The following is a 19,077-nucleotide window of genomic DNA, read 5'->3' as shown; positions in this document are numbered from 1 at the left end:
GTACAACCGGATGCATCGATTGTCTACACCCATGAGTACAGATTTTTTGTCACACGGAAACGTGCTGCTAGCGCACCTGCCCAGTGTCACTGGATGTCCCGAAACCACACGGTGTGCGTGCGATTCGCAACGGCCACATGGTCCTTCGGCGTCAGGTGCCCAGTCGGTGACGTATACAACCGGCACGCCAGCAGCCCCTGACAGCGCAGCCTGTGCTGGCGCGCGAAAGACGGACCGCTCGTTGGCGGGTGGTAAAAAACTGTTGTGGTGGGTGTAGACATGCCACCGGGTTTGGCATATATTCGCTGTCGTTGTGATGGAGAGATCCAGTGGCTGGGCAGAGGAACTGCCTGGAACGTGAGGTTCGACCGTCCCCTCCGGTGCAGCGAAGTCCGGTACTCCCCCGGCCGGACCGCCGCCGGAGGGGACGAAGAAGCTGTCATACCGCAACCCGCGCGTTTCGAATCGGCCCGAGCGGGTGCGTGGAAGATCAATGGGCCGAGCGACTCTCGACCACCGGCACTGCGTTCTAGGCGGCTCGGGCCGGCAGAGCCGCAGCCGATCGAACGCACCAGCTGTGCCGAACTTATCTGCCTCGCCAAAGCAACCGACGCTCTTTGGCCGCATACCCGGCACCGACGACGAACGCGGCCCACCAAGTCGAAGTTGCCCTGTTCGGTACAGAACTCGAGGGCGAATCCACGCGGATCCCGCCACGTATCCGGGCTGCCGCGCTCACCCGCGACCGTCGAAAAGCGAGCGAGTACCTCTGTCCGCTTACCCGGCGGCATGTGGCTGCCGCTCAGGCACCCCGCTCCCTGTTGAACGCCGCCATCTTTTCGATCAGATACGCGTCATGGAGCAGAACTGGACGCCTACTGCGGTCTATGACCGTCAGCGGCCGTTCACCAGCGGCTTCCGGATTCCGCTCCACGGAATACCCCGGTCTGCCCGCGCGCCCGGCGGAAACGAGAACAGGATGAGTGAACTGGTTGTTTACCAGCCTGATCCGGTGGCATAACCCTCCTCGAATCCGAAGATCGAAAGGTGACAGGAGTGTGTCGTGGTCCTTCACAGATCCGGGCAGCCCGTTGACTCGATCGCCGTGGTCATTCCCGTGCACAACGAGCAGGAACGCCTGTCCGCATGTCTGCAGTCGGTGCGGCGCGCCGCCCACCTGGTCGCGGTGCCGGTGCACACGGTCGTCGTATTGGATTCATGCACCGACCGATCCGCCGAAATGATTCCGTCCTCGATAGCGCGCATTCTGATCGAGGCCCGCAATGTCGGGGCGGCGCGGGCGGCGGGATTCGATTTCGCCGCGCAGCAGGCGGCAGTCGGCGAAGGCATGTGGTACGCGACCACGGATGCCGATTCGGTTGTGCCGCCGCGGTGGCTGGCCGCGCAGCTGAGCCATGCCGCGACGGCGGATATGACGGTCGGCACCGTCGTTGTGGACTGGCGTGAGCGTTCTCCTGCGGTGCGCGCAGCCTATGAAGCACGGTACCGGCGAGGGATGAGGGGAGGGCGGCACCTCCATGTGCACGGTGCCAATCTCGGGTTTCATGCGTCTCGCTACCACCGAATCGGTGGATTCGCCGCCAAGGGAGTCGATGAGGACGTGGATCTCGTGGACCGCTTCCGCGCCGCCGGTGCGCGGATCGCATGGCTCGACTCCCCCGCTGTGCTCACCTCCGACCGATCCGGCAACCGTGTACGCGGTGGATTCGCCGGGTATCTGAGCGAACTGGAAGCCGCGCCCTCGGACTGCGCATAAGGAGGATTGATGACCACCGAATGCTCAGTGCACGAAATTATTCCGGTCAACGCTGTTCGCACCTGGCCGTTGCCCGGCAGCGGTGAGACAGACGGGCGCTGGCAAGCGTTGATCGATATCAGTCGGCGCGATGTCGTGGTCGGCCGTCTCACCGAGGCGCACGCCGATGCCTGCGCGATCACCCATGAGCTGGACAGCCCGGGGCCGCAGCCGCAGCAGTTGTGGGGGGTGTGGGCAGCACAGCCACCACGACCGGTGCTGCGGGCAAACCCACACGGCGACAACGCCTTACTCTCAGGAGAGAAGATGTGGTGTTCGGGAGCCGGGCTGTGCACCCATGCTCTGGTCACCGCCGAGGCGCCCGAGGGGGTGCGACTGTACGCGGTGGAACTGTCACATCCAGGGGTGCGGGTGGTGCCTGATACCTGGCATGGGTTCGGCATGGCCAGGTCGTCCACGCTGACGGTCTCCTTCGACCGAGTTCCGGCAGAACCGGTCGGTGCGCCCGGTGACTACCTTGCCCGCGCGGGGTTCTGGCACGGCGCAATCGGTGTCGCGGCCTGCTGGCTGGGCGCCGCAGTGGGGGTGGCGGACCGGCTGCTCAACGACTCGGGCAGCGATCCCCTGCGGCGGGCACACCGAGGTGCGGTCGACGCCACGCTATACGCCGCGCGCAGCACATTACACAGTGCCGCAATGGAAATCGACGCCGATCCGGAGAATCAGCAGGCAGCGAGAATCCGGGCCCGGCGGGTACGCGCGGTCGTCGAGCACAGCGCCTCCTCGACCCTCGAGCATGTGGGCAGGGCGCTCGGAGCCGGCCCACTGAGCCTGGACGGCGAACATGCCCGCCGCGTAGCGGATCTGACGGTGTACCTGAGACAAAGCCACGCCGAATACGATCTCGCCGACCTCGGCGAGTTGCTGGAGCAGCGGTGAGCACGGAACGGTTCGCCGACAGCGATATCACCACGCCCGGCACCCCACTCTCGGTGTGGCAGCCGTGGATTCAGGGCCTACCGGAGGTGGAACCGACGCGGCTGGCGCACCGGCACCTGCAGATCGTGGCACCGCACCCGGACGACGAAGTGCTCGGAATCGGCGGCCTCGCATCGTTCCTCGCGGCCCGCGGCGTCCGAGTGACGGCCGTCATCGTCACCGATGGCGAAGCCTCACATCCGGATTCACCGACCCACTCCCCTGTTCAGCTCGCCGAGATTCGTGCCGCGGAATCGGCTGACGCGGCGACGATCCTGGGTATCGACCAGGTGCGGCGCCTCGGGCTCCCCGACGGTGCGGTGACCGAACACGAGCAGCGGCTGGCCGAACTGCTCGACACCGCGATCGAGTCCGCCGATACGATCGCGATCCCGCTGCGCAACGATGGACATCCCGATCACGAAGCCACCGCCCGCGCCGCACTGGTCGCCGCCGGCAGGCGCCGAGTGCGCGTCATCGAATATCCGATCTGGTTGTGGCACTGGTCATTTCCGGCCGACACCGATATCGCTTGGACCCGTGCACGGCGGGTAGCCCTCCCGGATCGGTGCTCGCGGACCAAGCGCCGGGCCGCGGCGGCATTCCACTCGCAGTTGCAGCCGCTCTCCCCGCACCCCGCCGACCGCGCGATCCTCCCCGAGCACGTCATCGAACGACTCCTGGGACTGAACGAAACGGTCTTCTTGTGAACCCCCGCACCGATTCCGAGTTCTTCGACGCCAAATATCGCGCCGATCCCGACCCGTGGAAATTCGACACCCATTGGTACGAGATTCGCAAACGGAACCTCCTGATGGCGCTACTGCCCGAGCAGCACTACCGATCCGCACTGGAGCCCGGCTGCGCCAATGGCCATATCACCAGTGCGCTGGCGACGCGCTGCGGACAGGTCATCGCGACCGATATCGCGCCGCACGCCCTGTCCCTTGCCCGGGATCGCTGCGCGGGCATTACCAATGTGTCCTTTCACCACTGGGCTTTCGGTGATCCTTGGTGCTGGGACCGCGAATTCGACCTCGTCTTTCTCAGCGAGGTCGCCTATTATCTGCCCGCTCCCGTACTCGCTGCCACAGTCAGCGATATGAGCGAGAGACTCACCGCGGGCACCACCATTGTGTTGTCACACTGGCGGCACGCCGAACACGATCATCACCTGACCGGCGATCAAGCCAACGACATCGCCCTCAGCGCTCTGAACTGCGCCCCCACCGCCGCATACGCCGACGCCGATGTACGGATCGATATCGTCATACCGTCCCCCGAAAGAGATTGAGCCGCATCCAGGTCCGGGTGTCATCCCGCACACCTTGCGATATCCGTGCCATTCTTCAAGAATGCTGAGGACAAACCACATCCTCCACCAGAGAGCGGGTTGCCGGGCGTCCCGCCCGGCAACCCGTTTCGGCATTACAACGCCACACGAAATCTAGCGCTCATCCAGGGCCGGCTGCCCGAGAGGAAATGCTTCGCACGCTACGGCGTTCACTAATTCTCTGCTCAACGGTCCTGATGTGCGCGCTGACGGGCTTCCTCCACCTCGGCCTCAGCGCGATCCTTTTCCGCCAGCGCCTCATGCTTCGCGGCCTCACGCTGAGATTCCGCTTTGTCCTGCTGGCTCCGGCCCTCCTGGCGCAGGTCGTCGTCACCGACAACAGCGCCGGCGGCTTCCTTGACCCGGCCCTTGACATCCTCCACGACGCCTTCGATACCTTCGCGCGGACCACTCTTGTCATGCTCGGACATGGGATGTTCCTTCACAGTCGAATTGCACGGACACACTGGTCCTACCCGCGAGTTCACATCCAAAACAGGCCTGGGACAAAACAATTCGAGACCGCAAGGGTTTCGGTGGTCAGGCGGCCCGCAGGACACCTGCGCGTAGTCCACTCAGCAGGCGGGCCAGGATGCGTGAAACCTGCATCTGGGAGACACCCAGGATTTGAGCGATCTCGGCTTGGGACTTGTCCTGGCCGAATCGCATGATCAGGATGGCGCGTTCGGTGTCGGGCAGCGCCGCCAGCAGGGGGCCGACACTGATCGAGTCTTCGATCAGGCAATAGCCGGGGTCGGTGGTGGCCAGCGATTCCAGTGGCGAGAACGCCACGCCGTCATCGTCCGTGCGATCGGAGGTGTCGAGGGAGTCCGCGTGATAGCTGTTGGCCGCGATCAACGCCTGGGTGATCTCGAGGAGGTCGACCTGCAGATGCGCGGCGAGTTCCCGCGCGGTGGGTTCGTGTCCCAGGTCCTGGGCCAGCTGCGGGATCGCGGTGATCAGCCGCTGCTGCAGTTCCTTGAGGCTGCGCGGCACCCGTACGGCCCAGGTGCTGTCGCGAAAGTAGCGTTTGACCTCACCCATGATCGTGGGAATCGCGAATCCCAGGAACGGAGCGCCATATCCGGGGTCGAATCGATCGACCGCCAACACCACACCCATCGCGGCGACCTGGACCAGGTCCTCGTAGTCGACTCCGCGACCGGTGTAGCGGCGCGCGATGTGCTCACCCAGCGGCAGGCATGTGGTGAGGATGTCCTGGCGCAGCCGTTCACGGGCCGGATCGCTGGGATCCATGCTCGCGAGCGTCGCCAGCCAAGGTTCGATGTTGTCGTAGGAATCGCTGTCGGCCCGGACGCGGGGTGCGCTGGCGGAGGTGGCGTGTTCTGTTGACATATCAATCCCCGAGGAGCTGATCGGATACGGGTGGTCCTTCCTGCGCCCAGCTTAACCAATACAAAACGGACGAATCAAGACTTATGTCTGATTGTCAGTGTAGTAATCCTACTGTCAACGATGTAGATATTGCCTACGCACGGGAACAGAGTAGCTGGAGTCCGGCGGGGAGATCAGGTAGAGGCAGTGGTCTGAATCGGGCAGAGATCGTCAGCAGTCGCTCCACCGACCGGCGTGGCGGTCCCGCAGGCGTCACGTCCGGGCATAATCGCGCTGACCGTGCACCGTGAGCACAGGAGAATCCATGGCCGGCAGGACGATTGTGTCGACGCTCAATGATCGAGGCCGCCAACTGTATTCGATGGCCCGGATGGCGCTGGGCATGCGGAATTTCACTCACACCGGCCAGATCGGTGACGGCCGGGAAGCGGCGGCCCGCGACTACGTGCTCGCGAATGCGACGGCAGGCGATCCGGAGAGTGTGCTCGTCACCATCGACAGGTTCGCCCGCACCCGCAGCATGCTGGTCAATGTCGGGGACGAGAAGGGTTTGATCCTCGACGCCGCGGTGCGCCGGGCACAGCCGAGGCTACTGCTCGAGCTCGGAACCTACTGTGGTTACAGCGCTGTACGCAGTGGTCGGTTGCTGCCGGCGGGGGCGCGCCTGGTGTCGGTGGAATTCAACGCCGCCAATGCCGACGTGGCGCGGGCGATAATCGCGCACGCCGGACTCTCGGATCGTGTCACCGTGGTTGTCGGAACCCTCGGCGACGGCGGCAAGACCGTGCAGAAACTCATTACCGAGCACGGATTCTCTTCCGGCTCAGTTGAATTCGTCTTCCTCGACCATGCCAAGGAAGCCTATCTGGCCGACTTGAAGACCATGCTGGAGAACGGGTGGCTGCATCCCGGCACGATCGTGGTCGCCGACAATGTCAAGGTGCCCGGAGTCCCCGACTACCTCGCCTACATGCGGCGGGAGGAAGGGCGCACCTGGCGGACCGTCGAGCACAAGACCCACGTCGAGTACCAGTCGATCCTGAAGGATCTCGTGCTCGAATCCGAGTACCTCGGCGAATGAGGGACCGGAACCCCTTCCCGGACAACTGATCCCGTCAGCGAACCCCGGCGGCCGCGCGGTAGGCCTCGAGCCGGTCGACGAGCTCCTGAGCGTGCGCCAGGGCCGGGAGGTGACCGCTGTCCATCTCGTCCGGGGTGAAACCCAGCCGCTGCTCGACCACGCGGCGCTGGAAGTCGGCCGGGAACATGCGGTCCTGACGGCACAGCAGGAATTTCGTCGGCACGTCGGGCCAGCTCTGCAGCGGCCAGGGCTTCAGGAAGGGCGCCTCGGCCTGGTCGAGCGGGCGCTGTTGCAGCGCTACCGCGAGCACATCCGGCGGCAGATCGTGCAGGAAGGTGGCCATCGGGTCGAACGGCGCATCGGGATCGCGGCCCTCCCGTGCGTCCTGTGCTCGCCGGGCCTCGCGCTGACCGGTATTGGCCCACCAGTCCCCCGGCGTCTCGCCGGGCGCCGGAACCATGGCCGCCACCAGCACCATCAGCTCGACCGGCACTCGTTCGCAGACCAGCGGAGCGGTGAATCCGCCCATGGACTGGGCCACCAGCACCAGGTCGGTGCGATCACCGATCGCGTCCACCACCACCTGGGTGTACTCCGCCAAACCGGCGTTCTCGTCCTCGCACGGCAGATCAGGGGCAACCACCTCGTGCCCGAGCGCCTGCAGCAGCGGGGTAACGAGGTACCAGTACGAAGAGTCGGACCCGGCACCGGGGATCAGCACATATGTCGCCATCGTCAATCCTTGTCGCAGTCCGGCGGACCGCGAATCGACCCGCCTCCAAGTATGGACGCCCCGGCCGCCCGAAATTAATCGCATCATCGAGGCCCGGACTGGGCCGGCAACCTCTCCCGGCCCCACCTCCTCACTGAGATGCGGTGTTCCCGAGGCGATGCCGGGCTCACCGGCCCCAAAGACCGATACGGCACTGTCCGTCGCCCCGAAGGAGAACGGAGCGGCGGGGCGCACAACTCAGGTGTGCGACAGGCGACGGGTGATCAAAGCTGCTATGGCGGGCTGGTTTTCGGGGAGGTCGAGGTAGAAGTGGGCGCCGGGGAAGGTGGCGGTGTCGAAATCGGCGGCGGTGTGGTTGCGCCAGTCGCCCGCCTGGGCCTCGGAGGTGGTGGGGTCCGCGGTACTCACCAGGGCGGTGATCGGGGTGCGCAGGGGCTCGCCCGGGTGGTAGCGGTAGGTCTCCACCGCTTGGTAGTCGCTGCGGACGGCGGGGAGGATCAGTTCGGCGAGGGCCGGCTCGGTGCGGAGGATGCGGACCGGTTCGGGGTCGTTGGCGAGGCGCTCCAGGTCGGTGATGAGGGCATCGTCGGAGGCCAGGTGCAGGCGGCCCGGTTCTTCGAAGGTCGGTGCGGGACGGCCGGAGACGAAGAGGTGGGCCGGGGTCCGACCGGCTGCCTCGAGGCGGCGGGCGGTCTCGAAGGCGAGGGTCGCGCCCATGCTGTGGCCGAACAGGGCCGGTCGCGGTGCGGCGGGCCAGCGCTGCAGGTCCGCGGCGATCTGGTCCGCGAGTTCGGTGAGGTCGGGAATCGACTTGTCGCCCAGGCGATCCTGGCGGCCGGGGTACTGCACCGCGAATACGGCTGTGCCCGTGCCGAAACGCTGGGCGAGCGGGCGGTAGGCGGTGACGGAGCCGCCGCCGGGCGGGAAGCACACCAGTACGTTTCGCGGTTCGGCCTCGGGCTTCAGGACGCGCAACCAGTCGGTACCGGTGAGCATGACCACCACGGCGGGTTTCTCCTTCACAGACTAGGGTCGGGATACGTGACTGCCTATACAACGCTGGTTCACGACTACGAGTCCGGGGTTGGCATCACCGGATCGAGTATGCCCGCCCTGGATCCGGGCGCGAATCTGGCTGCGACACTGCCGGTGTGGTCCCTCGCGGGCGGCGCGGTGGCCAGTTTCGCGGCCGCGGCCGACAGACGGCGAGTGGCCTGCGGATTGACGACGCTGGGGAGCGTTCTCGACCCCGCCCGGGTGGCGGCGGCCTTCTCCAGCGAGCGCCTCTTCCGGGTGAACGGCGTGGCCCCGGACGCCTTCGCAGAGCTGTCGGGATTCTTCCCGAGTGCGGACGGCTGGGTGCGAACGCACGCCAACTATTCGCATCATCGCGCGCGGCTGCTGGCTGTTCTCGGATTGCCGGAAGATACCGACCGGGCTGCCGCTTCGGCCCGCATCGCAGCGCTGTCCGGCACGGACATCGAAGAGCGCGCGGCCGAATACGGGGCCATCGCGGTTCGGGTGCGCACCGAACAGGAGTGGGCCGACAGCCCGCAGGGCAAGGCGGCCGCCGACGGCCCGCTGGTGGCCATCGAGCAGCGCGCCGATCGCGGCGAGATCCAATCCCCCACTGCCGCAACACAGATGCTGCCGCTCCGCGGAATCCGGGTACTGGATCTCACGCGCGTCATCGCCGGACCGGTCGCGACCCGGGCGCTGGCCCTGCTCGGCGCGGACGTGCTGCGGGTCGATCCGCCGCAGCTCCCGGAGATCGAATGGCAATTTCTGGATACCGGCCAGGGTAAGCGCTCAACCCTACTGGATTTGCGTACCGAACTTCCCGTATTGCGGAAGCTTCTCAGCGAAACTGATGTATTGATCACAGGTTACCGACCGGGCGCCTTGGAACGGCTCGGTGTGGTAGCGAGCGATATTCGGCCAGGAATTGTATACGGCCGGGTTTCCGCGTGGGGTGAGCGCGGACCGTGGGGCGATCGACGGGGTTTCGACAGTATTGTGCAAGCAGCATCGGGAATATCTCTCATCGAAGGCGCACAGGACAATTGGAGCGCCACGGCCGCGGTCGGCGCACTGCCCGCCCAGGCGCTCGATCACGCCAGCGGATATCTGCTCGCCGCGGGCGTGCTCGACGCGCTCGCCGCGCGGGAGCAGGACGGTTTCGGGCGTGATGTGCGAGTTGCACTGGCGCGTACCGGTTCCTGGCTGCTCACGGCGCCGGGCCGCACGCCCGGCCATCCACCGGCGCAGACGCCCGCGGCGGAGTACGCGGTCACCCACGATGGCGTGACGACAGCGAGACCAGCGCTGATGGAATATCCCGATCATCCGTGGCCGGCTTCGCAGTACGGCACTCATGCCCCGATTTGGGCAGCCCGACCGGACGGTTCTTAGTAGCTGAACCCGGTGTGCGATCGCCTGCACGCACACCCGCAAACACATCGGCGAACAATGCGAATTCCCTTCGCGCATATCGTTTTAATGTCGTTAATAGGTGAGATGCTGAAACCGACATCGATAATGCCGGCGCCTGTGCCGGCATGCGGATGGAGGACGTCATCGTGGACATACCAGGCCCCCTGCTGACTGTGCCGGCGGATGGGACCACTACAAAAGTTGGTCGGCGGGAATGGACCGGGTTGGCGGTGTTGGCGCTGGCGTGTTTGGTGTACTCCATGGACCTCACGGTCCTGCACCTCGCCGTGCCGGAGATAAGTGAGGTACTACGACCCACCAGTTCCCAATTGCTGTGGATCATCGACGTTTACGGGTTCATGGTGGCCGGTCTGCTGCTGACCATGGGCACGATCGGCGATCGCATCGGGCGAAGGCGACTACTCATGACCGGGGCGGCAGCCTTCGCGGCGGTGTCCATCATCGCCGCGTTCGCGCCGTCGGCCCCGGTGCTCATCGGTTGCCGGGCGCTGCTCGGCGTCGCCGGGGCGACGCTCGCGCCGTCCACACTCTCGTTGATCTTCACCATGTTTCCCGATACCAAGCAGCGGTCGCTGGCCGTAGGCGTGTGGGTGGGCTCGTACTCGGTCGGCGGTTCGATCGGCCCGCTGGCCGGCGGCCTGATGCTCGAGCACTTCTGGTGGGGTTCGGTATTCCTGCTGGCGGTGCCGGTCATGGTGCTGCTGCTGATCCTCGCGCCGCGGGTGCTGCCGGAATTCCGCGATCCGGGTGCGGGCCGGCTGGATCTGCTGAGCGCGCTGATGTGCACCAGCGCGGTGTTGCTCGTGGTGTACGGCATGAAGGAGATCGCCCAGGACGGCCCGGTGCCCATGGCGGTCGGTGCGCTGGCGGCCGGGCTCGTCATCGGGTCGATGTTCATTCGCCGGCAGCTCACCACGCCCGAGCCCATGCTGGATCTGAAACTGTTCCGGCTGAGCAGTTTCCGCATGGCCCTGACCGTGAACATGGTCGCCATCTTCGCGGCGTTCGGCTACTTCCTGTTCGTGGGCCAGTATTTCCAGCTGGTGCTGGGCATGTCACCGCTGCGCGCCGGAATCGCCACCATCCCCGCCGGTTTGGGCTTCATGATCGGTTCGCAGCTCGGCCCGAGGATCGGCAAGGTGGTACGGCCCGCGTACATGATCGGGGTCGGCATGGTCATGGCGGCGGGCGGATTACTGCTGCTGACCAGGATCACCGAGACCGGCGGGGTGGGATTGACCATCATCGCCTCGCTGCTGGTGTCGTTCGGTCTGGCGCCGGTCTTCGGCATCACCACCGAGCTCATTGTCGGCACCGCGCCGCCGGAACAGGCCGGGGCCGCCTCCGGACTGTCCGAGACCGGGGCCGAATTCGGTGGGGCGCTGGGGATTTCCATGCTCGGCAGCCTCAGTATCGCGATCTATCGCAGCCAGCTGGGCTCCACGCTGCCCGCCGGACTGCGTGATGCCGATGTGCACAGCGCGCGTGATACCCTCGGCGCGGCCATGGAGGTCGCGAACGGGCTGCCCGGCAAACTGGGCGATGCGGTGGCGGAGTCGGCCAAGCACGCGTTCCTCACCGGCATGCACCTGACCTCCGCCATTGCGGCCGTGGCCGCGCTGCTGCTGGCAGTGATCGCGGTCCTGCGGCTGCGGCACATACCGCCGGGCTGATTCAGTTCCCGCACAGGGCCGCGACGGCGGTGGCCAGATCGTCCCCGGTGAACTGATCGACGGTGGCGGGCGCGATGAGCGATTGCATCGCCAATCCCTGAAAGAGCATGAAGAGCATTTTGGCCAGGGCGCCCGCCTGAACCTCGGACAGCTGCGGATGCGTCGCGCGCAGCACCTCGGCGATATCGGCGTACGCCCCGGCGCTCGCCTGCTCCATGAATCCCTGCGATTCCTCATCGCGCGCGAGCTGCACACCGTTCTCGAGGCTCAGCAGGAGATTCTCGCGATTGTGCAGGACGACCTCGATGAGACCGTTCCAGGTGGGAGCGAGCGCGTCCATGAGCGACCGCCCCTCCCCCGCGGCCTTGATCGCCGCATCCATCTCATCACCGATCTCGGTGCCGACGCCCAGGGTGAGCGCCTCCATGACCAGGCGATCCTTGGAGCCGAAGTGATAGCCGATGGCCGCCAGGCTCACCCCGGCGGCGGCGGCGATATCGCGGGCGGTCACCTTGGCCAGGCCACGGTCGAGGATTGCCTGGCGAGCGCCCGTCAGTAGGTCTTCTCGATTTCCCATAAACCCACCCTACCAGCGTCTAAGACATTTGTTCTAGACAGCCGTGCCAAAGTCTGTTAGACATATGTCTTAGACGGACGTACTCACCACCACGGGAGATTCGAATGAGCACCGACACCACACTCCGCATCCTGGTCGCCGGCGGCGGCATCGCGGGCAATGCCGTTGCCCTGCAGCTGGTTCGAGCCGGCATCGCCACCACCGTCGTCGAGCGGGCCACCGCTCCCCGGCCGGGCGGCCAGGCGGTCGATCTGCGCGGACCCAGCCGCGAGGTGGCCGAGCGCATGGGCCTGATGGACGGCGTACGCAAGCACCAGTTGCACGAGAAGGGCATGGTCCAGGTCGATGCCGACGGCCGCACCCTCTACGAGATGCCGATGGAGATGTTCGAGGGCAACGGCGCGATCGCCGAGGTCGAGATCAGCCGCGGTGACCTCAATGGCGTACTGCTCACCGAACTGGCCGGTGTCGCAGGCGAACTCGACTACCGCTACGGCGATTGGATCGAGAGCCTGGACCAGGACGGGACCGGCGTGAGAGTCGGCTTCGCCTCCGGGCTCAGCGAGCGCTACGACCTGGTCATCGGCGCCGACGGCGTGCACTCCGCCACGCGCAGGCTGGCCTTCGGCCCCGAGGAGCAGTTCACCACCTACCTCGGCGGCTACATGTCCTTCTACACCATCCCGACTCCCGAAGCGGCCGTACCGGATTGGATGGCCATGCACGTGATCCCGCATGTCTCGGTCGGCGTTCGCTCCGATGCCGATCCGGCAACCTCGAAGGCCATTCTGACCTTCCGCATCGACGCGGATCCGGCGCTGCGCCGCGATACCGAGGCACAGCAGCGGCTCATTCGCGAGATGCTCGCCCCGGCCGGGTGGTGCGCACCGGAGATTCTGGCGGAGCTGGACGCGGCGACCGACTTCTACTTCGACGAACTGGTGCGCGTGGATATGCCTGCGCTCTCGGCCGGGCGCATCACCCTGCTCGGCGATGCCGGGTACTGCGGATCGCCGCTGACCGGTATGGGCACCGCCATGGCACTGGTCGGCGCGTATCTGCTCGCGGGCGAAATCGCGGCAACCCCAGGCGATATCGACGGTGCACTGGTGCGCTACGAGGCCGCCGTGAACCCGTTCCTGGAGAAGGCCAAGACGCTGCCGGGCGGCGGGCTCAAGATGATGATCCCGACCAGCAAGGTCGGACTGAAGGTGATGCTGCAGTTCGGCAAGCTCATGATGTCCCGCGCGTTCCGTCCGATCATGACCAAGATGCTCGACACCACGGAGGACTATGTGCTTCCCAGCTACTGATGCGCGACGACTACGCTCGAACCGTGCGGCAGAAGATCATCATGGACAATGACACCGGCATCGATGACTCCCTCGGTCTGCTCTACCTATTGGCCTCCCCCGAGGCCGAGATCGTCGGAATCGCCTCCACCGCGGGCAATGTGCCCGCGGACCGGGTGGCGGCCAATAATCTCGCCCTGCTCGACCTGTGCCGGGCCCCCGAGCTCGAAGTGGCGCTCGGGGCGGCGCAGCCGCTGGCCATTCCACTGCGCACCACCGAGGACACGCACGGACCGCAGGGCGTCGGATATGCGGAGCTGCCGGTCTCCGCGCGCCGGCTGTCGGACCGTTCGGCGGCGCAGATGTGGGTCGATCTGGTCCGTGAGCATCCGGGCGAGATCGTCGGGCTGTGCACCGGGCCGCTCACCAATCTCGCGCTGGCGCTGCGTATCGAGCCTGAGCTCCCCCGGTTGCTGCAGCGGCTGGTGATCATGGGCGGGGCGTTCAATCATCCCGGCAACACCACACCCACCAACGAGTGGAATGTGCACGTGGACCCGGAGGCCGCCAAGGAGGTGTTCGACGCGTTCGCGGCGGCGCCGGCGGATCGGCGGCCGATCGTGTGCGCGCTGGACATCACCGAGACCATCGAGATGCGGCCGAAGCATCTGGCGCTCTTGGCCGAACGCGCCGGCAGCGAGCCGGTGGAGACGGTGACCGAGACCGATCCGCCCGAGGCGCGGTCGGCGGCGAGCAATCCGATCGTCCGGTATCTCACCGATGCGATCCGCTTCTACTTCGATTTCCACCTGCTGTACGAAAAGGTGTATCTGGCCCATATGCACGATCCATTCGCCGCGGCGGTGGCATTGGATCCGCGACTGGCCGTCACCAAGCCCGCGACAGTCGATGTCGAACTGGCCGGGACCATCACCCGCGCCACCACCGTCGCCGATTGGGACGGTATGTGGGAGCGGGAACCCAATGCGGACATTGTGGTCGGGACCGATCCGGAGTTGTTCTTCGAACTGCTCGTCAGCCGCGTCGGGGATCTGGCCCGGGCCACCTATCCCCCGCAGGAAGGGCCGCGGAGCCGGTGAGCGAGGACGACTACGCCGCCGATTTCCGCACCCGGCTCGGGCTGTCCGGAATCATCGATATCCATACGCATTTCATGCCCGAGCAGGTGCTGCGCAAGGTGTGGGACTACTTCGACTCCGCCGGGCCGCTGATCGGGCGCAGCTGGCCCATCGCCTACCGCGATGAGGAGCAGGTGCGGCTGAAGACCCTGCGCGGCTTCGGGGTTCGCGCCTTCACCTCCATGGTGTATCCGCACAAGGCCGAGATGGCGGCGTGGCTCAACCAGTGGTCCGCCGATTTCGCCGCCCGCACACCCGACTGCCTGCACACCTCGACCTTCTATCCGGAGCCCGGTGCGGCTGGGTACGTGGCCGAGGCCTTGGCGGCGGGGGCGCGAATCTTCAAGGTGCACATACAGGTCGGGCAGTTCTCACCGGTCGATCCGCTGCTCACCGAGGTGTGGGGGCTGATTCAGGAGGCCGAGGTTCCGGTCGTCGTACACTGCGGGTCCGGGCCCACCGCCGGGAAATTCACCGGACCGGAGCCCATTGCCGCACTGCTGCAACGGTTTCCGCGACTGCGGCTGATCATCGCCCATATGGGTGCGCCCGAGTACAGCGAATTCCTCGATATCGCGGCGGCGTACGAGGGCGTGCTGCTCGACACCACCATGAATTTCACCGATTTCTTCGAGTCCGCCGATCCGTTCCCGGTCAGCGAGCGCGGGCGGTTGCGCGAGTTCGGTGATCGCATTCTGTTCGGCAGCGACTTCCCCAATATCCCCTACCCGTACGGGCATGCGCTGCAGTCGCTGGAGCGCCTCGAGCTCGGCGACGACTGGCTGCGAGGGGTCTGCTACGGCAATGCCGCCCGGGAGTTCGCGATCACCTGACTCGAATAGCGCTGCAAGCGTTGGCTATTCGGTGACACTCACGGGGCAGCCGTCCGCGCGGCGGTGATGACCACCGTGGTGTACGGCATCGTGAAGCCGCCGCCGAGCGCATCGATCGCAGCGCCGACGCCGTCGAGTATCCGCGCCAACTGCTCCGGCGGGAGCTGCGTGAGGGGTCCGTGGCTGGGCAGCTGGTCGAGCCAGGCGTCCCGGGTGTAGTGCTGCTCCCAATCGAAACCCCACTGCTCCGGTTCGGTGAACCCGCCCGCCGCACGGATCCCGTCGGCCGCCTTCGTCAATATCGGCTGATACACCCCCAGCACCGGGCCGCGCTCGGGCTGGATATTGAACGGCGAACCGGGAATGACGCGTTCGTAGACCTCGGCGAAGGCCCGCGCCACCTCCGGCGGCAGCTGGAAGACATGCCAGAACGGCGCCAGCCTGCCGCCGGGCCGCAGCACCTGTGCCGATTTGGCCGCTCCCGCAATCGGATCGACCCAGTGCCAGGCCTGTCCGGCGACGACGGCATCGAAGGTCCGTCCGGCGGGGTCCCAGGCCTCGAAGGTCGCGACCTCGACGTCGATTCCACCGCGGCGTGCGAAATCGGCCATCCGCGAATCGGGTTCGACTCCCAGCGTCGTGCACCCGGCCGCTCGGAACTGCCGGGCCGCGGTGCCGGTGCCGCAACCGATATCGAGCAGGTCCGGTCCCGGAGATTCGGCGATGATCCGGTTGATCAGGGCGGCGGGGTACTCGGGCCGGGTCCGGTCGTAGCGTTCGGGGTTCGTGCCGAAGGACTCCGCGACCTGCCGGTACTGGTGCGGCGCAGTCGGTGTGGGCGGGGTGGGTTCCGGGCTTATAGTGGGCATGCGCCCACTATAAGTGGGCACATGCCCACTCGACAATGGTTCAGAGCGAACAGTGCAAGGAGAGATGCCCGGTGCCGACAGGGATGGCCATACGTGATGTGCGGGCGCAATTGTTCGACGCCGCCGAGCGGGTAGTGCTCCGGGACGGGCCGAGCGCGCTGACCAGCCGGGCCGTCACCACGGAGGCGGGCTGCGCGAAAGGCGTCCTGCACCGGCACTTCGCCGATTTCGACGACTTCCTCGCCGAGCTGGTACTGGACCGCATCACCCGAATCGATCAGCAGGCCATGGCTTTACGCGCATCCGCCGGAACCGGAACCGTCGTCGGCAACCTGGCCGAGGCGCTGACCACCGTCTTCGGATCTCTCGCCGTGGCGATTGTCAGCCTGGTCATTTTCCGGGACGAGCTGCGGGCGCGATTGCGGCAGCGTCGACCTACCGGCGTGCCGCTGCTGGCCGAGGCGACTGCCATGGTCGCCGGATATCTCGCCGCCGAGCAGGGGCTGGGTCGTGTGCGCGGTGATGCCGATATCGACTCGCTCGCACCCACACTCATCGGCGCCGGGCATCTGCTCTTCGCCGATCGCACCGCCGCCCCGCCGGAACCTGCGGCCGTCACCGCCGTGGTGACCACGGTCGTCGCCGGAGCCCTGGTGCGATAGCACGGTACCGACCCTCCGGATTGTCCTTCGAAGAGAGGACTTTCGGCCATCGTCACGGGCGCGTTCCGGGTCTATGTTGATCGGCAGGACCCCACAGATCGGACGGCCCATCATGATCAATGTCTTTCTCGTCGACGATCACGAAATCGTGCGGCGCGGATTGATCGATCTCCTGGAGGGCGATCCCGAACTGACCGTCATCGGGGAGGCAGGCAATGTCGCCGAGGCCCTGGCCCGCATTCCCGCACTCCGCCCCGATGTGGCGGTGCTCGATGTGCGGCTGCCCGACGGCAATGGCATCGAGCTGTGCCGCGAGCTCCTGGACAAACTCGATGACCTGCGCTGCCTCATCCTGACCTCGTTCACCGATGAGCAGGCCATGATGGACGCCATTCTCGCCGGAGCCAGCGGCTATGTGGTCAAGGACATCAAAGGTATGGAATTGGCCAAGGCCATCAAGGAGGTCGGCTCGGGGCGCTCGCTGCTCGACAATCGCGCGGCCGCCGCCCTCATGCAGCGACTGCGGCGCAGTACCCAGCCCGACGGCCCGCTGGCCGGGCTCACCGATCAGGAGCGAAAGCTGCTCGGGCTGCTGGGGGACGGACTGACCAACCGGCAGATCGCCGAGCGAATGTTCCTCGCGGAGAAGACAGTCAAGAACTACGTCTCGCGTCTGCTCGCCAAACTCGGCATGGAGCGCCGCACCCAGGCGGCGGTGCTGGCCTCGAAACTGCGCACGGGGCAATAACCTTCGCGGCGGTCAGCCGGAATGCGCGGACTCCTGGGCGGATTGACCCTCCGCGACATCCTCGGGTGTGAATCGCATGAGCAGGACGACTACTCCGGCAGCCAGGGCAAGGACGGCGCAGCAGGTGAATGCCAGCCCGTAACCACTGGCCAGAGCGTGCAGCTGGGCATCGGAGGGGTTCACCAGGGTGGCGTTCGAACCGCCCTCCGACAGGATGCGGGAGGAGACGATCGCCCCGACGGACACCAATCCGACTGCGCCGCCGAGATTTTGGGCCACCTGCGCGAGGGCGGTCAGCGGACCGATCTCGGAGGCTTCGACACCGGCAATGGCCGACAGCGTCAGCGGGATGACCGCGAAGCCGAACCCGAATCCGATAATCAGCACCGGAACCGCGATGCTCGGGAAGTACGCCGGTCGGTCCGACACGATCATGCTCGCGTACAAACAACCGGTCAGGATGATCGCGCCCCCGGCGATGACCAGCCAGCGCGGCGCGAACTTCAGCGCGAGCCGCGACGAGAGCGCGGCGGCCGCCCCGAGCCCGAAGGCGAACGGAATGACGGCCAGTCCCGCCCGCAGCGGCGAATAACGCAGCACCCCTTGCAGATACAGCGAGATGAAAACCGCCAGGCACATCATGATGGCGCCCGCGAGCACGATCGCCGTCAGCGCGGCGACCCGGCTGCGATTGCCGAACAGGCCGAACGGCAGCAGCGGATGCGCGGCACGTCGTTCGACCAGCAGGAAAGCCGCCAGCGTCAGAACGCCGACGACCGCCGGCACGACGACGATCGGGCGGGACCAGCCACCCGATCCCGCATTCATGGCGAAAACCGCCAGCGTGACGCCGACGGTGGCCAGAATCGCGCCCGCTACGTCGAGCTCGGAGCGGATACCGCGCGACTCCCGCAGGCACAGCACCGCACCCACGGTGACAAGCACACCGATCGGCACATTGATCAAGAACACCAGCCGCCACGACAATTCGGTGAGCACACCACCCGCGATCAGCCCGGCAACCGAACCAACGCCCGTCAGCGCCGCGTATACCGCGAACGCCTGACTGCGCGGCTTACCCGGCGCGTATGTGGTAGCCACCAGAGCCATGGACGTCGGCGCCGCAATCGCGGCAGCCACCCCCTGCAACGCCCGCCCGATCACCAGAACAACCGGATTCCACGCAATTCCGCACAGCAGCGAGGTGAGGGTGAAAAGCAGGACACCGGCCGTAAAGACCCGCTTACGGCCGAAAGTATCCCCCAAACGCCCACCCAGCAGCATGAGACCGCCGAAAGCGACCACATACGCGGTAATGATCCAATTCCCACCCGACTCCGACAAATCCAGCGCCCGCCGAATATTCGGCAATGCCAGCGCCACTACCGTCCCGTCGAGCACCACCAGCAACTGCAACCCACCCAGCACGAAAATCGGCGCACCCCACACCCGTTCGTGCCCCACAGCCTCCGACGCCTTCACAGAACCAATCACACCCGCCGACCCTACGCACCGCACCGAACCCATCCCCCACACGCTCGAAAACCCCGCCCCCACTTCCCTCGATGCCAC

19 protein-coding genes and 1 pseudogene are annotated in these 19,077 nt (G+C 66.2%); 12 read left to right on the top strand and 8 right to left on the bottom strand.

Annotated features, from left to right (window positions below; translation table 11 throughout):
• Positions 1-650: 650 nt before the first annotated feature.
• Positions 651-898 (bottom strand): annotated as a pseudogene (locus OG326_RS22140) (catalase); the annotation flags it as partial.
• Positions 899-1,063: 165 nt separating this feature from the next.
• On the opposite strand from OG326_RS22140, the gene OG326_RS22135 reads away from it, so the two are divergent.
• The 4 genes from OG326_RS22135 to OG326_RS22120 are packed head-to-tail and all read left to right on the top strand — an operon-like array spanning position 1,064 to position 4,049.
• Positions 1,064-1,777: a glycosyltransferase gene (locus tag OG326_RS22135; RefSeq protein WP_327139010.1), complete on the top strand. Its 714-nt coding sequence runs from the start codon at positions 1,064-1,066 to the stop codon at positions 1,775-1,777.
• 9 nt (positions 1,778-1,786) lie between these two features.
• Positions 1,787-2,716, top strand: coding sequence for an acyl-CoA dehydrogenase family protein (locus tag OG326_RS22130; protein WP_327139009.1), 930 nt, complete (start codon positions 1,787-1,789; stop codon positions 2,714-2,716).
• A complete protein-coding gene (locus OG326_RS22125; protein WP_327139008.1) occupies positions 2,713-3,465 on the top strand; it encodes a PIG-L deacetylase family protein in 753 nt (250 codons plus the stop codon). The genes OG326_RS22130 and OG326_RS22125 overlap by 4 nt, the downstream gene beginning before the upstream one ends.
• Entirely contained in the window at positions 3,462-4,049 is a 588-nt protein-coding gene (locus OG326_RS22120) for a class I SAM-dependent methyltransferase (protein ID WP_327139007.1), read from the top strand. The genes OG326_RS22125 and OG326_RS22120 overlap by 4 nt, the downstream gene beginning before the upstream one ends.
• Before the next feature lie 224 nt (positions 4,050-4,273).
• On the opposite strand, the gene mbp1 is transcribed toward OG326_RS22120, so the two are convergent.
• On the bottom strand, positions 4,274-4,519 hold the full coding sequence (mbp1, locus tag OG326_RS22115; RefSeq protein WP_327139006.1) for a microaggregate-binding protein 1: 246 nt from the start codon (positions 4,517-4,519) through the stop codon (positions 4,274-4,276).
• A gap of 109 nt (positions 4,520-4,628) precedes the next feature.
• Positions 4,629-5,444, bottom strand: a complete 816-nt coding sequence (locus tag OG326_RS22110; RefSeq protein WP_327139005.1) for a SigB/SigF/SigG family RNA polymerase sigma factor — start codon at positions 5,442-5,444, stop codon at positions 4,629-4,631.
• A gap of 304 nt (positions 5,445-5,748) precedes the next feature.
• On the opposite strand from OG326_RS22110, the gene OG326_RS22105 reads away from it, so the two are divergent.
• A complete protein-coding gene (locus tag OG326_RS22105; RefSeq protein ID WP_327139004.1) occupies positions 5,749-6,525 on the top strand; it encodes an O-methyltransferase in 777 nt (258 codons plus the stop codon).
• Positions 6,526-6,559: 34 nt separating this feature from the next.
• Here OG326_RS22105 and OG326_RS22100 read toward each other — a convergent pair whose 3' ends face one another.
• Together OG326_RS22100 and OG326_RS22095 are read right to left on the bottom strand one after the other, a co-directional pair.
• Positions 6,560-7,258: an alpha/beta hydrolase gene (locus tag OG326_RS22100; RefSeq protein ID WP_327139003.1), complete on the bottom strand. Its 699-nt coding sequence runs from the start codon at positions 7,256-7,258 to the stop codon at positions 6,560-6,562.
• Between the two features lie 237 nt (positions 7,259-7,495).
• A complete protein-coding gene (locus tag OG326_RS22095; RefSeq protein ID WP_327139002.1) occupies positions 7,496-8,281 on the bottom strand; it encodes a thioesterase II family protein in 786 nt (261 codons plus the stop codon).
• Positions 8,282-8,299: 18 nt separating this feature from the next.
• On the opposite strand from OG326_RS22095, the gene OG326_RS22090 reads away from it, so the two are divergent.
• Both OG326_RS22090 and OG326_RS22085 read left to right on the top strand, forming a co-directional pair.
• Positions 8,300-9,670 (top strand): CoA transferase, encoded by a 1,371-nt coding sequence (locus OG326_RS22090; RefSeq protein WP_327139001.1) that lies wholly within the window; start codon positions 8,300-8,302, stop codon positions 9,668-9,670.
• Between the two features lie 146 nt (positions 9,671-9,816).
• Positions 9,817-11,385, top strand: coding sequence for an MFS transporter (locus OG326_RS22085; RefSeq protein ID WP_442790819.1), 1,569 nt, complete (start codon positions 9,817-9,819; stop codon positions 11,383-11,385).
• Position 11,386: 1 nt separating this feature from the next.
• Here OG326_RS22085 and OG326_RS22080 read toward each other — a convergent pair whose 3' ends face one another.
• Positions 11,387-11,962: a TetR family transcriptional regulator gene (locus OG326_RS22080; protein WP_327138999.1), complete on the bottom strand. Its 576-nt coding sequence runs from the start codon at positions 11,960-11,962 to the stop codon at positions 11,387-11,389.
• Between the two features lie 104 nt (positions 11,963-12,066).
• Here OG326_RS22080 and OG326_RS22075 point away from each other — a divergent pair, with 104 nt between their 5' ends.
• Genes OG326_RS22075 through OG326_RS22065 form a run of 3 tightly spaced genes read left to right on the top strand, consistent with a single transcriptional unit; the run spans position 12,067 to position 15,226 of the window.
• Positions 12,067-13,275 (top strand): FAD-dependent monooxygenase, encoded by a 1,209-nt coding sequence (locus OG326_RS22075; RefSeq protein ID WP_327138998.1) that lies wholly within the window; start codon positions 12,067-12,069, stop codon positions 13,273-13,275.
• Positions 13,275-14,354 (top strand): nucleoside hydrolase, encoded by a 1,080-nt coding sequence (locus tag OG326_RS22070; protein WP_442790818.1) that lies wholly within the window; start codon positions 13,275-13,277, stop codon positions 14,352-14,354. The genes OG326_RS22075 and OG326_RS22070 overlap by 1 nt, the downstream gene beginning before the upstream one ends.
• Positions 14,351-15,226: an amidohydrolase family protein gene (locus OG326_RS22065; protein WP_327138996.1), complete on the top strand. Its 876-nt coding sequence runs from the start codon at positions 14,351-14,353 to the stop codon at positions 15,224-15,226. Before OG326_RS22070 ends, OG326_RS22065 begins: the two co-directional genes overlap by 4 nt.
• Before the next feature lie 38 nt (positions 15,227-15,264).
• On the opposite strand, the gene OG326_RS22060 is transcribed toward OG326_RS22065, so the two are convergent.
• Complete coding sequence (locus OG326_RS22060; RefSeq protein WP_327138995.1) at positions 15,265-16,095, bottom strand: class I SAM-dependent methyltransferase; 831 nt, start codon at positions 16,093-16,095, stop codon at positions 15,265-15,267.
• A gap of 71 nt (positions 16,096-16,166) precedes the next feature.
• On the opposite strand from OG326_RS22060, the gene OG326_RS22055 reads away from it, so the two are divergent.
• Both OG326_RS22055 and OG326_RS22050 read left to right on the top strand, forming a co-directional pair.
• A complete protein-coding gene (locus OG326_RS22055; RefSeq protein ID WP_327138994.1) occupies positions 16,167-16,757 on the top strand; it encodes a TetR/AcrR family transcriptional regulator in 591 nt (196 codons plus the stop codon).
• 112 nt (positions 16,758-16,869) lie between these two features.
• On the top strand, positions 16,870-17,505 hold the full coding sequence (locus tag OG326_RS22050; RefSeq protein WP_327138993.1) for a response regulator transcription factor: 636 nt from the start codon (positions 16,870-16,872) through the stop codon (positions 17,503-17,505).
• Between the two features lie 12 nt (positions 17,506-17,517).
• On the opposite strand, the gene OG326_RS22045 is transcribed toward OG326_RS22050, so the two are convergent.
• Positions 17,518-18,999: an MFS transporter gene (locus tag OG326_RS22045; RefSeq protein WP_327138992.1), complete on the bottom strand. Its 1,482-nt coding sequence runs from the start codon at positions 18,997-18,999 to the stop codon at positions 17,518-17,520.
• Between the last annotated feature and the right edge of the window lie 78 nt (positions 19,000-19,077).

Source organism: Nocardia sp. NBC_01327 (assembly GCF_035958815.1).
Classification (GTDB): Bacteria; Actinomycetota; Actinomycetes; order Mycobacteriales; family Mycobacteriaceae; genus Nocardia.
Note: the sequence above shows the minus strand (reverse complement) of the source record. Positions and strands in the feature narration are given on the sequence as shown.

What these genes read in the sequence shown, in the direction of transcription:
- OG326_RS22130 (WP_327139009.1), top strand. Translation starts at nt 1,787, where the DNA reads ATGACCACCGAATGCTCAGTGCACGAAATTATTCCGGTCAACGCTGTT.
- mbp1 (WP_327139006.1), bottom strand. Translation starts at nt 4,519, where the DNA reads ATGTCCGAGCATGACAAGAGTGGTCCGCGCGAAGGTATCGAAGGCGTC.
- OG326_RS22110 (WP_327139005.1), bottom strand. Translation starts at nt 5,444, where the DNA reads ATGTCAACAGAACACGCCACCTCCGCCAGCGCACCCCGCGTCCGGGCC.
- OG326_RS22105 (WP_327139004.1), top strand. Translation starts at nt 5,749, where the DNA reads ATGGCCGGCAGGACGATTGTGTCGACGCTCAATGATCGAGGCCGCCAA.
- OG326_RS22100 (WP_327139003.1), bottom strand. Translation starts at nt 7,258, where the DNA reads ATGGCGACATATGTGCTGATCCCCGGTGCCGGGTCCGACTCTTCGTAC.
- OG326_RS22085 (WP_442790819.1), top strand. Translation starts at nt 9,817, where the DNA reads ATGCGGATGGAGGACGTCATCGTGGACATACCAGGCCCCCTGCTGACT.
- OG326_RS22080 (WP_327138999.1), bottom strand. Translation starts at nt 11,962, where the DNA reads ATGGGAAATCGAGAAGACCTACTGACGGGCGCTCGCCAGGCAATCCTC.
- OG326_RS22075 (WP_327138998.1), top strand. Translation starts at nt 12,067, where the DNA reads ATGAGCACCGACACCACACTCCGCATCCTGGTCGCCGGCGGCGGCATC.
- OG326_RS22070 (WP_442790818.1), top strand. Translation starts at nt 13,275, where the DNA reads ATGCGCGACGACTACGCTCGAACCGTGCGGCAGAAGATCATCATGGAC.
- OG326_RS22060 (WP_327138995.1), bottom strand. Translation starts at nt 16,095, where the DNA reads ATGCCCACTATAAGCCCGGAACCCACCCCGCCCACACCGACTGCGCCG.
- OG326_RS22050 (WP_327138993.1), top strand. Translation starts at nt 16,870, where the DNA reads ATGATCAATGTCTTTCTCGTCGACGATCACGAAATCGTGCGGCGCGGA.